This window comes from Streptomyces sp. NPDC101234, from assembly GCF_044767525.1.
In the GTDB taxonomy this organism is placed as follows: domain Bacteria; phylum Actinomycetota; class Actinomycetes; order Streptomycetales; family Streptomycetaceae; genus Streptomyces; species Streptomyces sasae.
In genome coordinates, this window is sequence record NZ_JBIWOA010000011.1 from 250067 (window position 1) to 264803 (window position 14737).

Annotated in this window: 11 protein-coding genes; 10 read left to right on the forward strand and 1 reads right to left on the reverse strand. The window is 69.7% G+C overall.

Annotated features, from left to right (window positions below):
• The first annotated feature begins 90 nt into the window (after positions 1 to 90).
• Entirely contained in the window at positions 91 to 606 is a 516-nt protein-coding gene (locus tag ACIRR9_RS21950) for a transglycosylase SLT domain-containing protein (RefSeq protein WP_403754255.1), read from the forward strand.
• 432 nt (positions 607 to 1038) lie between these two features.
• On the opposite strand, the gene ACIRR9_RS21955 is transcribed toward ACIRR9_RS21950, so the two are convergent.
• Positions 1039 to 1938: an AraC family transcriptional regulator gene (locus ACIRR9_RS21955; protein WP_403754258.1), complete on the reverse strand. Its 900-nt coding sequence runs from the start codon at positions 1936 to 1938 to the stop codon at positions 1039 to 1041.
• 145 nt (positions 1939 to 2083) lie between these two features.
• Here ACIRR9_RS21955 and tkt point away from each other — a divergent pair, with 145 nt between their 5' ends.
• The 9 genes from tkt to ACIRR9_RS22000 all read left to right on the forward strand — a co-directional run bounded on the left by tkt (position 2084) and on the right by ACIRR9_RS22000 (position 14507).
• Positions 2084 to 4162 (forward strand): transketolase, encoded by a 2079-nt coding sequence (gene tkt, locus ACIRR9_RS21960; protein ID WP_403754261.1) that lies wholly within the window; start codon positions 2084 to 2086, stop codon positions 4160 to 4162.
• Positions 4163 to 4203: 41 nt separating this feature from the next.
• Positions 4204 to 5346, forward strand: a complete 1143-nt coding sequence (gene tal / locus ACIRR9_RS21965) for a transaldolase (protein ID WP_403754264.1) — start codon at positions 4204 to 4206, stop codon at positions 5344 to 5346.
• The gene (gene zwf / locus ACIRR9_RS21970) at positions 5346 to 6914 is read left to right on the forward strand and encodes a glucose-6-phosphate dehydrogenase (RefSeq protein ID WP_365335145.1); all 1569 of its coding nucleotides are present in this window, start codon (positions 5346 to 5348) and stop codon (positions 6912 to 6914) included. The genes tal and zwf overlap by 1 nt, the downstream gene beginning before the upstream one ends.
• Positions 6911 to 7849: a glucose-6-phosphate dehydrogenase assembly protein OpcA gene (gene opcA / locus ACIRR9_RS21975; RefSeq protein ID WP_403754267.1), complete on the forward strand. Its 939-nt coding sequence runs from the start codon at positions 6911 to 6913 to the stop codon at positions 7847 to 7849. The genes zwf and opcA overlap by 4 nt, the downstream gene beginning before the upstream one ends.
• Positions 7842 to 9482 carry a glucose-6-phosphate isomerase gene (gene pgi / locus ACIRR9_RS21980; RefSeq protein ID WP_403754270.1) on the forward strand — a complete coding sequence of 547 codons (1641 nt, stop codon included), beginning with the start codon at positions 7842 to 7844 and terminating at the stop codon, positions 9480 to 9482. Before opcA ends, pgi begins: the two co-directional genes overlap by 8 nt.
• Before the next feature lie 46 nt (positions 9483 to 9528).
• Positions 9529 to 10542 (forward strand): phosphogluconate dehydrogenase (NAD(+)-dependent, decarboxylating), encoded by a 1014-nt coding sequence (gene gnd / locus ACIRR9_RS21985; RefSeq protein WP_403754273.1) that lies wholly within the window; start codon positions 9529 to 9531, stop codon positions 10540 to 10542.
• Between the two features lie 6 nt (positions 10543 to 10548).
• Positions 10549 to 11142, forward strand: a complete 594-nt coding sequence (locus tag ACIRR9_RS21990; protein ID WP_403754276.1) for a histidine phosphatase family protein — start codon at positions 10549 to 10551, stop codon at positions 11140 to 11142.
• A 256-nt stretch (positions 11143 to 11398) separates the two neighbouring features.
• Positions 11399 to 12646, forward strand: coding sequence for an ROK family protein (locus ACIRR9_RS21995; RefSeq protein WP_365335135.1), 1248 nt, complete (start codon positions 11399 to 11401; stop codon positions 12644 to 12646).
• A gap of 19 nt (positions 12647 to 12665) precedes the next feature.
• Positions 12666 to 14507: a glycoside hydrolase gene (locus tag ACIRR9_RS22000; RefSeq protein WP_403754280.1), complete on the forward strand. Its 1842-nt coding sequence runs from the start codon at positions 12666 to 12668 to the stop codon at positions 14505 to 14507.
• Positions 14508 to 14737 lie beyond the last annotated feature (230 nt).

Here is a 14737-nt window from a genome sequence, read left to right on the forward strand (position 1 = left end):
CACTCTCGACCGCAGCCCGCGGCCCGCACCACGCAGGCCGTCGACCGCAGCCGACACCGACGATGTCCCCCACCGGAGGATTCCTTTCACATGACCATGACCACTCGCACCCGCATCGCCCGCCTTCGCACCATCGCCCTGACCGGCATCGCCACCACCGGTGCCGCGGCCGCCGCCCTCACCCTGATGCCGGCGAACGCACAGGCAGCCGAGATGACGCAGGCGCACGTGTCCAGTGCGGTCACGGCCTCCGACCACGGCAGCCACACCCAGAAGTCCGGCTCCGCCAACAACCTCGACGGCTGGATCAAGCAGTCCCTGCAGATCATGAAGTCCAAGGGCATCCCGGGCAGCTACGAGGGCCTGAAGCGCAACATCATGCGCGAGTCCGGCGGCAACCCGTCCGCCCAGAACAACTGGGACGTCAACGCCAAGCAGGGCACCCCCTCCAAGGGCCTGCTGCAGGTCATCGACCCCACCTTCAACGCCTACCACGTGGCCGGCACCGCACACAGCGTCACCGACCCGGTTGCGAACATCACCGCGGCCGCCAACTACGCCGCCCACCGCTACGGCTCCATCGACAACGTCAACTCCGCGTACTGACCGGTCCCTGGCAGCCGTCGGCGCACCGCCCCGCCGAAGAACCGGGGCGGAGCCGACGTACAGGCCGGGCCGGCCGCGCCCGCCGGATCCTCACACCGGACGGGCGCCGACGTCCCGACCGCACAGCTCACAGCTCGCAGCTCGCAGCTCCACGCAGACCCCAGGCCCACCGGGTCGAGGCCGCACCGCGCCCGTCACCCGCACGCCCGTGACGGGGTCTGCCGCATGACCACCAGGGGTGCCGCGCCCAGGCCGTGTCGACGTCCGGCCGCGCCGCGCGCAGCGACGGCGCCCCCACGGGTCGCGTCCCCGTCCACGCGAATCCCGGACGAGCCGTCCGCCACCCCGGAAGGGCATCCCCCGGGGCGGACGCCGTCCCGACGCCCCGAAGACGCGGGCCGACCGGCCCGGCCACCCCGTACCGCCGTCGCGCTAGCGCAGTTCCGCGCGGAAGGTCACCGGTGTCTGCCCGGTGTGCAGATGGAAGAACTTGGAGAAGTTCGCCGCGTCGGGGAAGCCGACCGCGGCGCCGACGCGGCCGATGGGCAGGTCCGTGTGGGCGAGGAGGCGTTTGGCCTCCAGGACGACTCTCTTGTCGATGAAGCCCTTGGGGGTCTCCCCGGTCGCGGCGCGGACCGCGCGGACCAGGGTGCGGCGGGAGTAGCCGAGCGCGTCCGCGTAGGCACTGACACTGTGATTGGTGGCGAAGTCCTTCTCCACCGCGTCCCTGAAAAGGGTGAACGTGGTGTCGGACTGGCGGCGGGCCGCCTCCGCCGAGCTGGCCGCGAGATGGGCGAGCCGCAGCAGCAACGCGGTGAGGGAGTGCCGCAGCACCGAGGTGTGCAGACTCGGCGGGAGGGTCTGGGTGTCCTCGTACTCACGCCGCAGGTTCGCCAGGGACGCCTGGAGCGCGGCGAGTTGGGCGGGGTCGGGGCGGAGCAGCGGCGGCAGGTCGTAGCGGTAGAGCCCGGTCGCCTCCACGATCGCCCTCGGCAGGAATCCGGGCTGCATGGCCAGCACGGTCCCCCGGTACTCGCAGGTCCGTGAGAAGCGATGCACCTGACCGGGGCGGATCCACAGCAGCTCACCGGCCCGTGCCTCGTACTCGGCGAAGTCGATCATGTGGTGGACCGGCCCTTCGGTGAAGAGCATGACCACATGGAAGTCGATGCGGTGGACGCGCTCCAGCGGGGCGTCCGCGGCGTGCCAGCGGCGCCCGTTCCCCATCGGCCCGACCTGTACGCCGACACCGCCGACGCTCAGATCCACCGGGAACGGGAAGGTTCTGATCCCGTCACCGTCGCCTGACCCTTCGGGCGTTCTGTCCGCCATGTCCTTCTCGTGCCGTCCCTGTCGAAGATCCGTGTCCCACTTTCACCACAGGCTGACACACTCCGACCTTCCTTCTCAAAAGTCCGACTTTTAGTTTTGAACGCGTCAGGCCAGCCAGAACGCTTCGAACGAGGACTTCTTGAAGATGAGCACGCAGACATCGGACAGCTTCGAGTGGACCGACCTCGACCGGCGTGCCGTGGACACCGCGCGCCTCCTCGCGGCGGACGCCGTACAGCAGGTCGGCAACGGGCACCCCGGCACCGCGATGAGCCTGGCACCGGCCGCGTACACGATCTTCCAGAAGGTGATGCGGCACGACCCGGCCGACCCGGAGTGGACCGGCCGTGACCGCTTCGTCCTCTCCCCCGGCCACACCTCGCTGACCCTCTACACCCAGCTGTTCCTCGCCGGGTACGAGCTGGAGCTGGACGACCTCAAGGCCTTCCGCACGCACGGTTCGAAGACGCCGGGCCACCCGGAGTACGGCCACACGGCCGGGGTCGAGACCACCACGGGACCCCTCGGCCAGGGCGTCGCCAACGCCGTCGGCATGGCGATGGCCGCCCGCTACGAGCGCGGCCTCTTCGACCCCGAGGCCCCCGAGGGCACCTCCCCCTTCGACCACACGATCTGGGCGATCGTCTCCGACGGCGACCTGGAGGAGGGCGTCTCCGCCGAGGCCTCCTCGATGGCCGGCCACCAGAAGCTCGGCAACCTGGTCTTCGTCTACGACGACAACCACATCTCCATCGAGGGCGACACCGCGACCGCCTTCTCCGAGGACGTGCTGAAGCGGTACGAGGCCTACGGCTGGCACACCCAGCGTATCGAGCCGACCGCCGAGGGTGATGTCGATGTTCACGCCTTGTACACAGCACTGAAGGCCGCGCAGTCCGAGACCGAACGCCCCTCGATCATCGCCATGCGCACGATCATCGCGTGGCCCGCCCCGAACGCGCAGAACACCGAGGCCTCCCACGGCTCCGCGCTCGGCGCGGACGAGATCGCCGCCACCAAGCGCGTCCTCGGCTTCGACCCGGAGCAGTCCTTCGAGGTCGCCGACGAGGTGCTGGCCCACGCCCGCCGCGCCCTGGACCGGGGTGCCGAGGACCACGCGGCCTGGGACAAGCGGATCGCCGAGTGGCGCACCGCGCAGCCGGCGCACGCTCAGCTCTTCGACCGGGTCGTGGCCGGCCAGCTCCCCGAGGGCTGGGAGGACGCGCTGCCCGTGTTCGAGGAAGGAAAGTCCGTCGCCACCCGTGCCGCCTCCGGCAAGGTCCTGCAGGCGCTCGGCCCGGTGCTGCCGGAGCTGTGGGGCGGTTCCGCCGACCTCGCCGGCTCCAACAACACCACCATCGACAAGGCCTCCTCCTTCCTGCCGAAGGGCAACCCGCTGCCCGAGGCGGACCCGTACGGCCGTACCGTCCACTTCGGCATCCGCGAGTTCTCGATGGCCGCCGAGATGAACGGCATCGCCCTGCACGGCAACACCCGGATCTACGGCGGCACCTTCCTGGTGTTCTCCGACTACATGCGCAACGCCGTCCGGATGTCGGCGCTCATGCAGCTCCCCGTGACCTACGTCTGGACGCACGACTCCATCGGTCTCGGCGAGGACGGCCCCACCCACCAGCCGGTCGAGCACCTGGCCGCGCTGCGCGCCATCCCGGGTCTGAACGTCGTCCGCCCGGCCGACGCCAACGAGACCGCGACGGCCTGGGCCGAGATCCTGAAGAGGCACGCCACGCACCCCGCCCCGCACGGGCTCGCGCTGACCCGCCAGGGCGTGCCGACGTACGCATCGAACCCGGACGCGGCCAAGGGCGGTTATGTGCTGCGCGAGTCGTCCACCGAGACCCCCGAGGTGATCGTCATCGCCACCGGTTCCGAGGTGCACCTCGCCGTCGAGGCGCGTGACCTCCTGGAGGCCGAGGGGATCGGCACCCGGGTGGTGTCGATGCCGTCCGTGGAGTGGTTCGAGGAGCAGCCCCGCGAGTACCGCGAGAGCGTGCTGCCGCCGGCCGTGAAGGCGCGGGTCGCCGTGGAGGCCGGGATCGGCCTGACCTGGTACCGCTTCGTGGGCGACGCCGGACGGATCGTCTCCCTGGAGCACTTCGGTGCCTCCGCCGACGCCAACACCCTGTTCGCCGAGTTCGGCTTCACCGCGGAGAACGTGGCCGCACAGGCCCGCGCGTCCCTCGCCGCCGCCCGTACCGCCTGATCCGCACGCAAGAAGAGCCAGAAGAGTTCCAGAAGAGGAAGATGATCACTGTGACCGAAGCAACCGCCACCGCGGGAGCACTGAAGAGCCTCTCCGACGAGGGCGTCTCCATCTGGCTGGACGACCTGTCGCGCAAGCGGATCAGCACCGGCAACCTCGCCGAGCTGGTCGCCACGAAGAACGTCGTGGGCGTCACCACCAACCCCTCGATCTTCCAGGCCGCCATCGGCTCGGGTGAGGGGTACGAGGAGCAGCTCGCCGACCTCGCCGTGCGGGGTGTCACGGTCGACGAGGCCGTGCGGATGATGACGACCGCCGATGTGCGGGCCGCCGCCGATATTCTGCATTCTGTATACGATGCGTCGCATGGCACGGACGGCCGTGTCTCCATCGAGGTCGACCCCCGCCTCGCCCACGACACCGCCGCCACCGTCGCCGAGGCCAGGCAGCTCGCCTGGCTCGTGGACCGCCCCAATGTGCTGATCAAGATCCCGGCCACCAAGGCCGGCCTCCCCGCGATCACCGAGGTCATCGCCCAGGGCATCAGCGTCAACGTCACGCTGATCTTCTCCCTGGAGCGCTACCGCGAGGTCATGGCCGCCTACCTGGCCGGCCTGGAGCAGGCCGCCGCCAAGGGCCTGGATCTCGCCACGATCCACTCCGTCGCCTCCTTCTTCGTCTCCCGCGTCGACGCCGAGATCGACAAGCGGCTGACCGTCCTCGGCACCGACGAGGCGCTCGCGCTGAAGGGGAAGGCCGCGCTGGCGAACGCCCGGCTCGCCTACGAGGCGTACGAAGAGGTCTTCGCCGGCGACCGCTGGAGCGCCCTGGAGAACGCGGGCGCGAACCGGCAGCGCCCCCTGTGGGCCTCCACCGGCGTCAAGGACCCGGCGTACAAGGACACCCTCTACGTGGACGAGCTGGTCGCGCCCGGCACGGTCAACACCATGCCGGAGGCGACGCTGAACGCGACCGCCGACCACGGCGACATCCACGGCGACACGGTGACCGGCGGCTACGCGCAGGCCCGCGCCGACCTTGCGGCCGTCGAGAAGCTCGGTATCTCCTACGACGAGGTCGTGGGCAAGCTTGAGGACGAGGGCGTCGCCAAGTTCGAGGTGGCCTGGCAGGAGCTGCTGGACGCCGTCACGAAGTCCCTGGACAGCAAGGGAGTTGAGGCGTAATGAGCGAGACCGCCAAGGAGGTGCGGGTGCCGGTGGTACCCGCGGCCGACTGGGACAATCCGTTGCGCGACGCGCGCGACCGGCGGCTGCCGAGAGTCGCGGGCCCGTCGGGCCTGGTCATCTTCGGTGTGACCGGTGACCTGTCCCGCAAGAAGCTGATGCCGGCCGTCTACGACCTGGCCAACCGCGGGCTGCTGCCGCCCGGTTTCTCGCTCGTCGGCTTCGCCCGCCGGGACTGGGAGGACCAGGACTTCGCGCAGGTCGTCCACGACGCGGTGCGCGAGCACTCCCGGACCCCGTTCCGTGAGGAGGTCTGGCAGCAGCTCGCCGAGGGCATGCGGTTCATCCCCGGCGACTTCGACGACGACACCGCGTTCAAGCAGCTGAAGGCGGCCGTCGACGAACTGGACAGCTCCCGGGGCACCGGCGGCAACTTCGCCTTCTACCTCTCCGTGCCGCCGAAGTTCTTCCCCAAGGTCGTCCAGCAGCTGAAGAAGGTCGGCCTGGCCACCCCGCCCGCCGGGTCCTGGCGCCGGGCGGTCATCGAGAAGCCGTTCGGCCACGACCTGGCCTCCGCGCAGGACCTGAACGCGGTCGTGCACGACGTGTTCGACCCGGACCAGGTGTTCCGGATCGACCACTACCTGGGCAAGGAGACCGTCCAGAACATCCTGGCGCTGCGCTTCGCCAACCAGATGTACGAGCCGATCTGGAACCGGTCGTACGTCGACCATGTGCAGATCACCATGGCCGAGGACATCGGCATCGGCGGTCGTGCGGGCTACTACGACGGCATCGGCTCGGCCCGTGACGTCATCCAGAACCACCTGCTCCAGCTGATGGCGCTGACCGCCATGGAGGAGCCGATCGCCTTCGACGCGGACGCGCTGCTCACCGAGAAGCTGAAGGTCCTCAAGTCGGTGCGGCTGCCGGAGGAGCTGGGCAGGCACACCGTGCGCGGCCAGTACGCCGAGGGCTGGCAGGGCGGCGAGAAGGTCATCGGCTACCTCGAAGAGGACGGCATCGACCGCAAGTCGAAGACCGACACCTACGCGGCCGTCAAGCTGGGCATCGACAACCGCCGTTGGGCGGGCGTCCCCTTCTACCTGCGCACCGGCAAGCGGCTGGGCCGCCGGGTCACCGAGATCGCGGTCGTCTTCAAGCGGGCCCCGCACTCGCCGTTCGACTCGACGGCGACCGAGGAACTCGGCTCCAACGCGATCGTCATCCGGGTCCAGCCCGACGAGGGCATGACCGTGCGGTTCGGCTCCAAGGTGCCGGGCACCTCGATGGAGATCCGGGACGTGACGATGGACTTCGCGTACGGCGAGTCGTTCACGGAGTCCAGCCCTGAGGCGTACGAGCGGCTCATCCTGGACGTGCTGCTCGGCGACGCCAATTTGTTCCCCCGTCACCAGGAAGTGGAAGAGTCCTGGAAGATCCTCGACCCGATCGAGACGTACTGGGCGAAGCATGGCAAGCCCGCACAGTACGAGTCGGGCAGCTGGGGACCGAAGGAAGCCGACGAGATGCTCGCACGAGACGGACGGAGCTGGCGCAGGCCATGAAGATCGACCTGACCGACACCACGGCAAGCAAGATCAACAAGGCGCTGGTGCAGGGTCGCCGCGCCATCGGAACCCCTGCCGTGGGCATGGTCCTGACGATGGTGATCGTCACGGACGAGGAGAACGCCTACGACTCGATCAAGGCGGCCGAGGAGGCCTCGCACGAGCACCCCTCGCGCACCCTGGTCGTCATCAAGCGGCACGCCCGCACCCTGCGCGACCGCACCACCTCCCGCCTGGACGCGGAGGTCCGGGTCGGCTCCGAGGCCGGCACCGGCGAGACGGTCGTGCTGCGGACGTACGGCGAAGTCTCCGACCACGCCGACTCGGTGGTCCTGCCGCTGCTGCTGCCGGACGCCCCGGTGGTCGTGTGGTGGCCGGTGGAGGCCCCCGAGACCCCGTCCAAGGACCCGCTGGGCGCGCTCGCCCAGCGCCGGATCACCGACCTGTACGCGGTCGAGCGGCCGATGCAGGTCCTGGAGACCCGCGCCCGCAACTACGCACCCGGCGACACCGACCTCGCCTGGACCCGGCTCACCCTGTGGCGGTCCATGCTGGCCGCCGCCCTCGACCAGGCGCGGGCCAAGGTGACCTCGGCGGCCGTCGAGGCCGAGGCGGACAACCCGAGCGCCGAACTCCTCGCCCGCTGGCTGGAGGCCCGCCTCAAGGTCAAGGTGGACCGCGTGGTCTCGCCCGGCCCGGTCGTCACGGCCGTCCGGCTGGGCACCGCCACCGGCGAGATCGTCATCGACCGCCCCGAGGGCCCCCTCGCCAGCCTGACCCTGCCGGGCCAGCCGCCGCGCACCCTCGCCCTCAAGGTCCGCGCCACCTCCGAACTCATCGCCGAGGAGCTCCGCCGCCTCGACGCCGACGAGATGTACGCCATCGCCCTGCGCGGCGAGGGCAGCGACAAGGAGACCGTCTCCCATGTCTGACACCCCCCGGCTCACCCGGCGGCCCGAGTGGACCGCCCTGGAGGACCACCGCGCCGAGGGCCGGCCGGTCCTGCGTGAGCTGTTCGCGGCGGACCCGGCGCGCGCCGAGCGGTACGTCGTACGCGTCGGCGACCTCCACATCGACTACAGCAAGCACCTGATCACGGACGAGACCCTCGCCCTGCTCCAGGAACTGGCCACCGCCACCGACGTGTTCGGGCTGCGGAACGCCATGTTCCGCGGCGAGCGGATCAACATCACCGAGCGGCGGGCGGTGCTGCACACCGCGCTGCGCGCGCCGCGTGACGCGGTGGTCGAGGTGGACGGCGAGAACGTCGTACCGGCGGTGCACGCGGTCCTCGACAGGATGAGCGACTTCGCCGAGCGGGTCCGCTCGGGCGAGTGGACCGGTCACACCGGCAAGCGCATCAGGAACGTCGTCAACATCGGCATCGGCGGCTCCGACCTCGGTCCCGCGATGGCGTACGAGGCTCTGCGCGCCTTCACGGCACGGGAGTTGACGTTCCGTTTCGTGTCGAACGTGGACGGCGCCGACCTGCACGAGGCGACCCGGGACCTGGACCCGGCGGAGACCCTCTTCATCGTCGCGTCCAAGACGTTCACGACGATCGAGACGATCACCAACGCCACCTCCGCGCGCCGGTGGCTGCTCGACGGGCTGGACGGCGAGGACAAGGCGGTCGCCAAGCACTTCGTGGCCCTCTCCACCAACTCCGAGAAGGTGTCGGACTTCGGCATCGACACGGCCAACATGTTCGAGTTCTGGGACTGGGTCGGCGGCCGTTACTCCTACGACTCGGCGATCGGCCTCTCCCTGATGATCGCCATCGGACCGGACCGGTTCCGCGAGATGCTGGACGGCTTCCACCTGGTCGACGAGCACTTCCGCACCGCGCCCGCGGAGGCCAACGCGCCGCTGCTCCTCGGCCTGCTGGGGATCTGGTACGGCAACTTCTTCGACGCCCAGTCGCACGCGGTGCTCCCGTACAGCCACTTCCTGTCCAAGTTCACGGCGTATCTCCAGCAGCTGGACATGGAGTCCAACGGCAAGTCGGTGGACCGCGACGGGCATCCGGTGGACTGGCAGACCGGCCCGGTGGTGTGGGGCACGCCCGGCACCAACGGCCAGCACGCCTACTACCAGTTGATCCACCAGGGCACCAAGCTGATCCCGGCGGACTTCATCGGCTTCGCCGAGCCGGTCGCCGAGCTGAGCGGTGGACTCAGGGCGCAGCACGACCTGTTGATGGCCAACTTCTTCGCCCAGACGCAGGCGCTGGCCTTCGGCAAGACGGCGGAGGAGGTCCGCGCGGAGGGCGTGGCCGAGGAGCAGGTCGCGCACCGCACCTTCCGGGGCAACCACCCGACCACCACGATCCTGGCCCGCGAGCTGACCCCGTCCGTGCTCGGCCAGCTGATCGCGCTCTACGAGCACAAGGTGTTCGTCCAGGGCGCCGTCTGGAACATCGACTCCTTCGACCAGTGGGGCGTGGAACTGGGCAAGGTGCTCGCCAAGCGCATCGAGCCCGCCCTGACCGAGGGCGCCGACGTGCCCGGCCTGGATTCCTCCACCGCCGGGCTCGTGGCCGCATACCGCACACTCAGGAATTGAATCCTCACTCTCGCGAACGAGGGTGATTCCTGGCTCTCGCAGCCCGGTGGAAACAGCGTTCCCGCCAGGTCTTACGCGATCAGCGCCAGCCGGGTCGAAACCTGCCCGGCAGCGTGCTCGGTTCTCACACGCTGAGCTTCGTAACTTACAGCACACGAATGGACCACGCAAGGTGACTAACATGCAGATCGGACTGATCGGTCTCGGCAAAATGGGCGGCAACATGCGCGAGCGGATCCGCCGCGCAGGGCACACCGTCATCGGCTACGACCGCAACCCGGACGTCTCCGACGTCAAGTCCCTGGAAGAACTGGTCGAGCAGCTCGACGGCCCGCGCGTGGTGTGGGTGATGGTCCCGGCGGGCCACGCCACCCAGTCCGTCGTCGACGAGCTCAAGGACCTGCTGTCCGAGGGCGACACGGTGGTCGACGGCGGCAACTCCCGCTGGACGGACGACGAGAAGCACGCCGCCGAACTCGCCATCAAGGGCATCGGCTTCGTCGACGCCGGTGTCTCCGGCGGTGTGTGGGGTCTGCAGAACGGCTACGCCCTGATGGTCGGCGGCGACAAGCAGCATGTCGAGCGGCTCCAGCCGATCTTCGAGGCGCTCAAGCCGGAGGGCCCGTACGGCTATGTCCACGCCGGCAAGGTCGGCGCCGGGCACTTCTCCAAGATGGTTCACAACGGCATCGAGTACGCCATGATGCAGGCCTACGCCGAGGGCTGGGAGCTCCTGGAGAAGGTCAAGTCCGTGGACAACGTCCGCGAGGTCTTCCGCTCCTGGCAGGAGGGCACCGTCATCCGTTCCTGGCTGCTGGACCTCGCGGTCAACGCCCTGGAGGACGACGAGCACCTGGACAAGCTGAAGGGGTTCGCGCAGGACTCCGGCGAGGGCCGCTGGACCGTCGAGGCGGCCATCGACAACGCGGTGCCGCTGCCGGCCATCACCGCCTCCCTCTTCGCGCGGTTCGCGTCCCGCCAGGACGACTCCCCGCAGATGAAGATGATCGCGGCGCTGCGCAACCAGTTCGGCGGCCACGCCGTCGAGTCGAAGGAGTAGTCCGCCGTGGGGGACCTTCTCCTAGTCCGCCACGGTGAGACGGAGTGGAGCCTGTCGGGCCAGCACACCAGCTGGACCGACCTGCCCCTCACCCAGCACGGTGAGGAACAGGCCAAGTCCCTCGCCCCGCTGCTCACCGGCCGGACCTACGCACTGGTACTGGCCAGCCCGCTGGGCCGTGCGATACGCACGGCCGAACTGGCCGGCCTCACCGGGGTCGTAACCGACCCCGACCTGCACGAATGGGACTACGGCGGCTACGAGGGCATCACCACGGCGGAGATCCACCGCTCCCGCCCCGACTGGTACCTGTGGACCGACGGCGTCCCGCCCGGCCCCGAGGGCCACCCCGGCGAGTCGCCGGAGCAGATCGGCGCCCGGGCCGACCGGGTGCTCGCCGAGCTGGACGCCGCGCTCGCCCGCGACGACGGCGATGTGGTCCTCGTGGCCCACGCCCACTTCCTCCGCGTCCTGACGGCCCGCCGGCTGGGGCTGCCGCCGGCCGAGGGGCGCTTGTTCCAGCTGGCGACCGGGACGGTCAGCCGGCTGTCCATGGAACACGGGTGGCCCGTGATCACCGAGTGGAACCGGCTGCCCTGATCGGTGGCACGCCTGCCCTGATCGACCCCGTGACGGCCCGCCAGTGACAACTGGCGGGCCGTCTCGACGTATTGGGCCCCGGCCGGAACGGCAGGTATACCAATCGCCTGCCGCGGAGAGTTTCTACGGCCCCTTTCCTAACCCCTTGTCGAAAGTCCTGTGAAGCCCATAGCCTGACGCCGCGCCGGTGCCGTCGTACGCCCCGGCCCGGTCGTGACGAGATGGCCGGTCGTGACGCGATGGGAGGGGCAGCTGCGTGAAGCGCACATCGCGCGACATCCGCACCGCGAACCGCTACGAGGTGCTGCGCCAGATCATCGCCCAGTCGCCCACCTCCCGGCAGACGCTGGCCGCCGCCACCGGACTGAGCGTGGCCACGGTCGCCACGCTGGTCGGCGAGCTGCTCGACCTCCGGATGATCACGGAGGTCGGTTTCGAGGACTCCGCGGGGGGCCGCCCCCGGGGTCTCGTGGCGGTGAACGCGGCGGGCGGCGCGCTGATCGGCGTCGACATGGCGGAGACATACGTCCGGGTGGAGCTGTTCGACCTGGGGCTGAACGTACTGGCCCGGGCCGAGGAGGACATGCGCCCCGGGGAGCACCGGCCCGAGCAGGCGGTCGGTCATGTCGCCACGGCCGTCGGCTCGGTGGTGGCGCAGGCCGGTGTCGAGGGGGCGCGGGTCCTCGGCGTCGGGGTGAGCGTGCCCGGCCAGGTCGACCGGGACACCGGGATCGCCGAGTACGCACCCAACTGGGACTGGCACGACGTGCCGTTGCTGGATCTGCTCTCCGAACACATCGCCTACCCGCTGTACCTGGACAACCCGCTGCGGGCGAGTGCGGTGGCCGAGCTGTGGTTCGGGGCCGCGCGCGGGCGCGAGGACGCCGTGGTGGTGAACCTCGGGACCGGGGTCGGGGCCGGGCTGGTCCTGGCCGGCGGCCTGTACCGGGGGGTGAGCAACAGCGCCGGGGAATGGGGACACACGACGCTCGTGCTCGACGGCCGGCTGTGCCACTGCGGCAACCACGGCTGCGTGGAGACATACGTCGGTGCGCCGGGCATCATGCTCAACCTGCGTGAACTCAGCCCGCGCAGCACTCTGTTGCACCCGGAGGACCAGACCGCCACCATCGACGCCCTGGCCCGGGGGGTGGCCACGGGCGAGCCGGTGGCCGTCAAGGTCGTCCGCGACACGGCCCGTTACCTGGGCGCGGGCATCTCGGACCTGGTGAACCTCTACAACCCCGAAGTGGTCGTGCTGAGCAGCTGGGTCGCCAGGAAGCTGGGCGCACCGCTGCTCGACGAAGTGCGCGAGGCCGTCCGGCGGCACGCGCTCAGACGGCCGTTCGCGGCCACCGAGATCGTCCTCTCCCCCATTCCCACCGACCCGGTGTGCCTGGGCGCGGCCACGTTCGCGCTGGAGGGCGCCCTGCAGTCGGTGGGCCAGAGGACAGCGAGACGCACCATCACCACCGCAAGGAGCCGTACCGCACCGCCCGTATGACGACGGAAGGGATGCCGTTTTGTCACGCACCAGGAGATCGGTCCTCGCCACGACCGCGGCCACGCTGGCGGTCACCGGGGCCCTGATCAGCTCCCCGCCCGCGAACGCCGCCGACACCGCGGCCGCCGCGGCCGCGGAGGTCTCGCCGCACGCCGCCCAGACCATCGACGACATCGGCGCCTCGGGCGCCTGGTGGGTCGACGACCTGCAGAACTTCGACCCCAAGGTCCAGGCCCGGGTGGCGAAGCTGCTGTTCTCGAAGCAGGGCCTGGACATGAGCTCGTACCGCTACAACATCGGCGGCGGCGGGGTCGCGGTCACCACCCCGGCCCGGGCCGCCGAGGACTTCCTGGACTCCGACGGCTCCTACGACTGGAGCAAGGACAAGGGCGGTCAGACGTTCCTCAGGTACGCGGCGAAGTACGGCGTGAAGGACCTGATCGGCTTCGTCAACAGCGCGCCCGCCCAGCTGACCACCAACGGGCAGAGCTGCGGCGGCCAGTTGAAGGCGGGCAGCGAGTCCGACTACGCCAAGTACATAGCCGATGTCACCGACCACTTCGCCCGCAAGGGCGTGAAGCTGGACTACATCAGCCCCTTCAACGAGCCGGACAACAACTTCGGGGACTGCGGCCAGGAGGGCATGCAGGTCACGGTCGACCAACGCGACGACATCGTGCGGGCGCTGGGCGCCGAGCAGCGGGCCCGGCACCAGAAGACGTCGATCATCGCCGACGAGTCCAGCAAGACCACCCAGTTCGTCTCCGAGCTACCGCAGTGGATCTCGCAGCCGGACACCGCGCAGTACGTGTCCAAGCTCGCCCATCACACGTACAACAACCCCACCGACGGCCAGCTCGGCAATGTCTACGAGACGGCGACGGCGGTCGGCAAGCCGTCCTGGGCGTCGGAGATCTGCTGCTTCGGCAAGGGCTCCACGGGCTGGAACCAGGAGTACGACCCGACCATCGACAACGCCCTGCTGATGTCGAGGATCATCTACAAGGACTTCGCGAGCGCCCACGACTCGGCCTTCCAGTGGTGGGTGGCGCTCGCCAGCGGGTACGGCAGCGACCCCAACGCGAAGAACGACGACGGCTGGAACGACGGCCTGATCTACTACGATCCCGACTACGCGACGAACGGCAACCAGACGCTGTACTTCACCAAGCGCTACTACGCGCTGGGCCAGTACAGCAAGTTCGTCAGGCCGGGTTCGGTCGCCCACAACGTGACCGGGGCGCCGGACGGCGTCGAGGTGTCGGCCTACGACCGGAACGGCAAATGGGTGGTCGTGGTCAACAACCAGAACACCACCGACACCCCGCTGAGCCTGCACTTCAACAGCGGGACGCCGGTGCGGGCCACCCAGGCCGTACGGACCTCGGCCACCGAGGACTGGGCCAGGGCCGGGAAGCCGTCCGTGAGTTCGGGGACGGTCTCCGCCACCCTCGCGGCCCGCTCGATCACGACGTACGTCTTCGACCAGAAGGGACACGGGAGTTCGGCCGTGACCGGAGCGCTGGTGGGCAAACAGTCCGGTAAGTGCCTGACCGCCGGCGCCACGGGGGCCGCCATCGCCACCTGCACGGGCGCCGCCGACCAGTCCTGGTCGTATGACGCGGACGGCACCCTGAAGGGCGCGAACGGCTATCTGACGGCGTCGGGTTCGGGTCTGACGGCCACCGCCGACCCCACCGGTGACGCGAGCCAACGCTGGCTGCTGAACGCCAACGGGCAGATCCTCAGCGAGGCGTCCGGCAAGTGCCTGGACGTCAGCGGACAGGCCACCGCCGACGGCAGCCAGGTGATCCTCTACAGCTGCAACAGCGGCACCAACGAGGCCTGGGCCCGGCAGTAGACACACAACTCCCGCACAGACCGAGGGCCGTCGGTCACCCCTGACCCGGCGGCCCGCAACTCGCCCTGCCCTCCCACCTGTTCGCCATTCCGAACCGGGTACAACGTTTCGCGCAGACTTCGTCCAACCTCTTGCCGAAGTATTAGCCGAAGGTTAACGTCCCGCACCGCAGCGCAATTTCAGCCATCTGGCTCCCCGGGGTTTTCAGGGCCTCGCACGGCCGCAGGGCC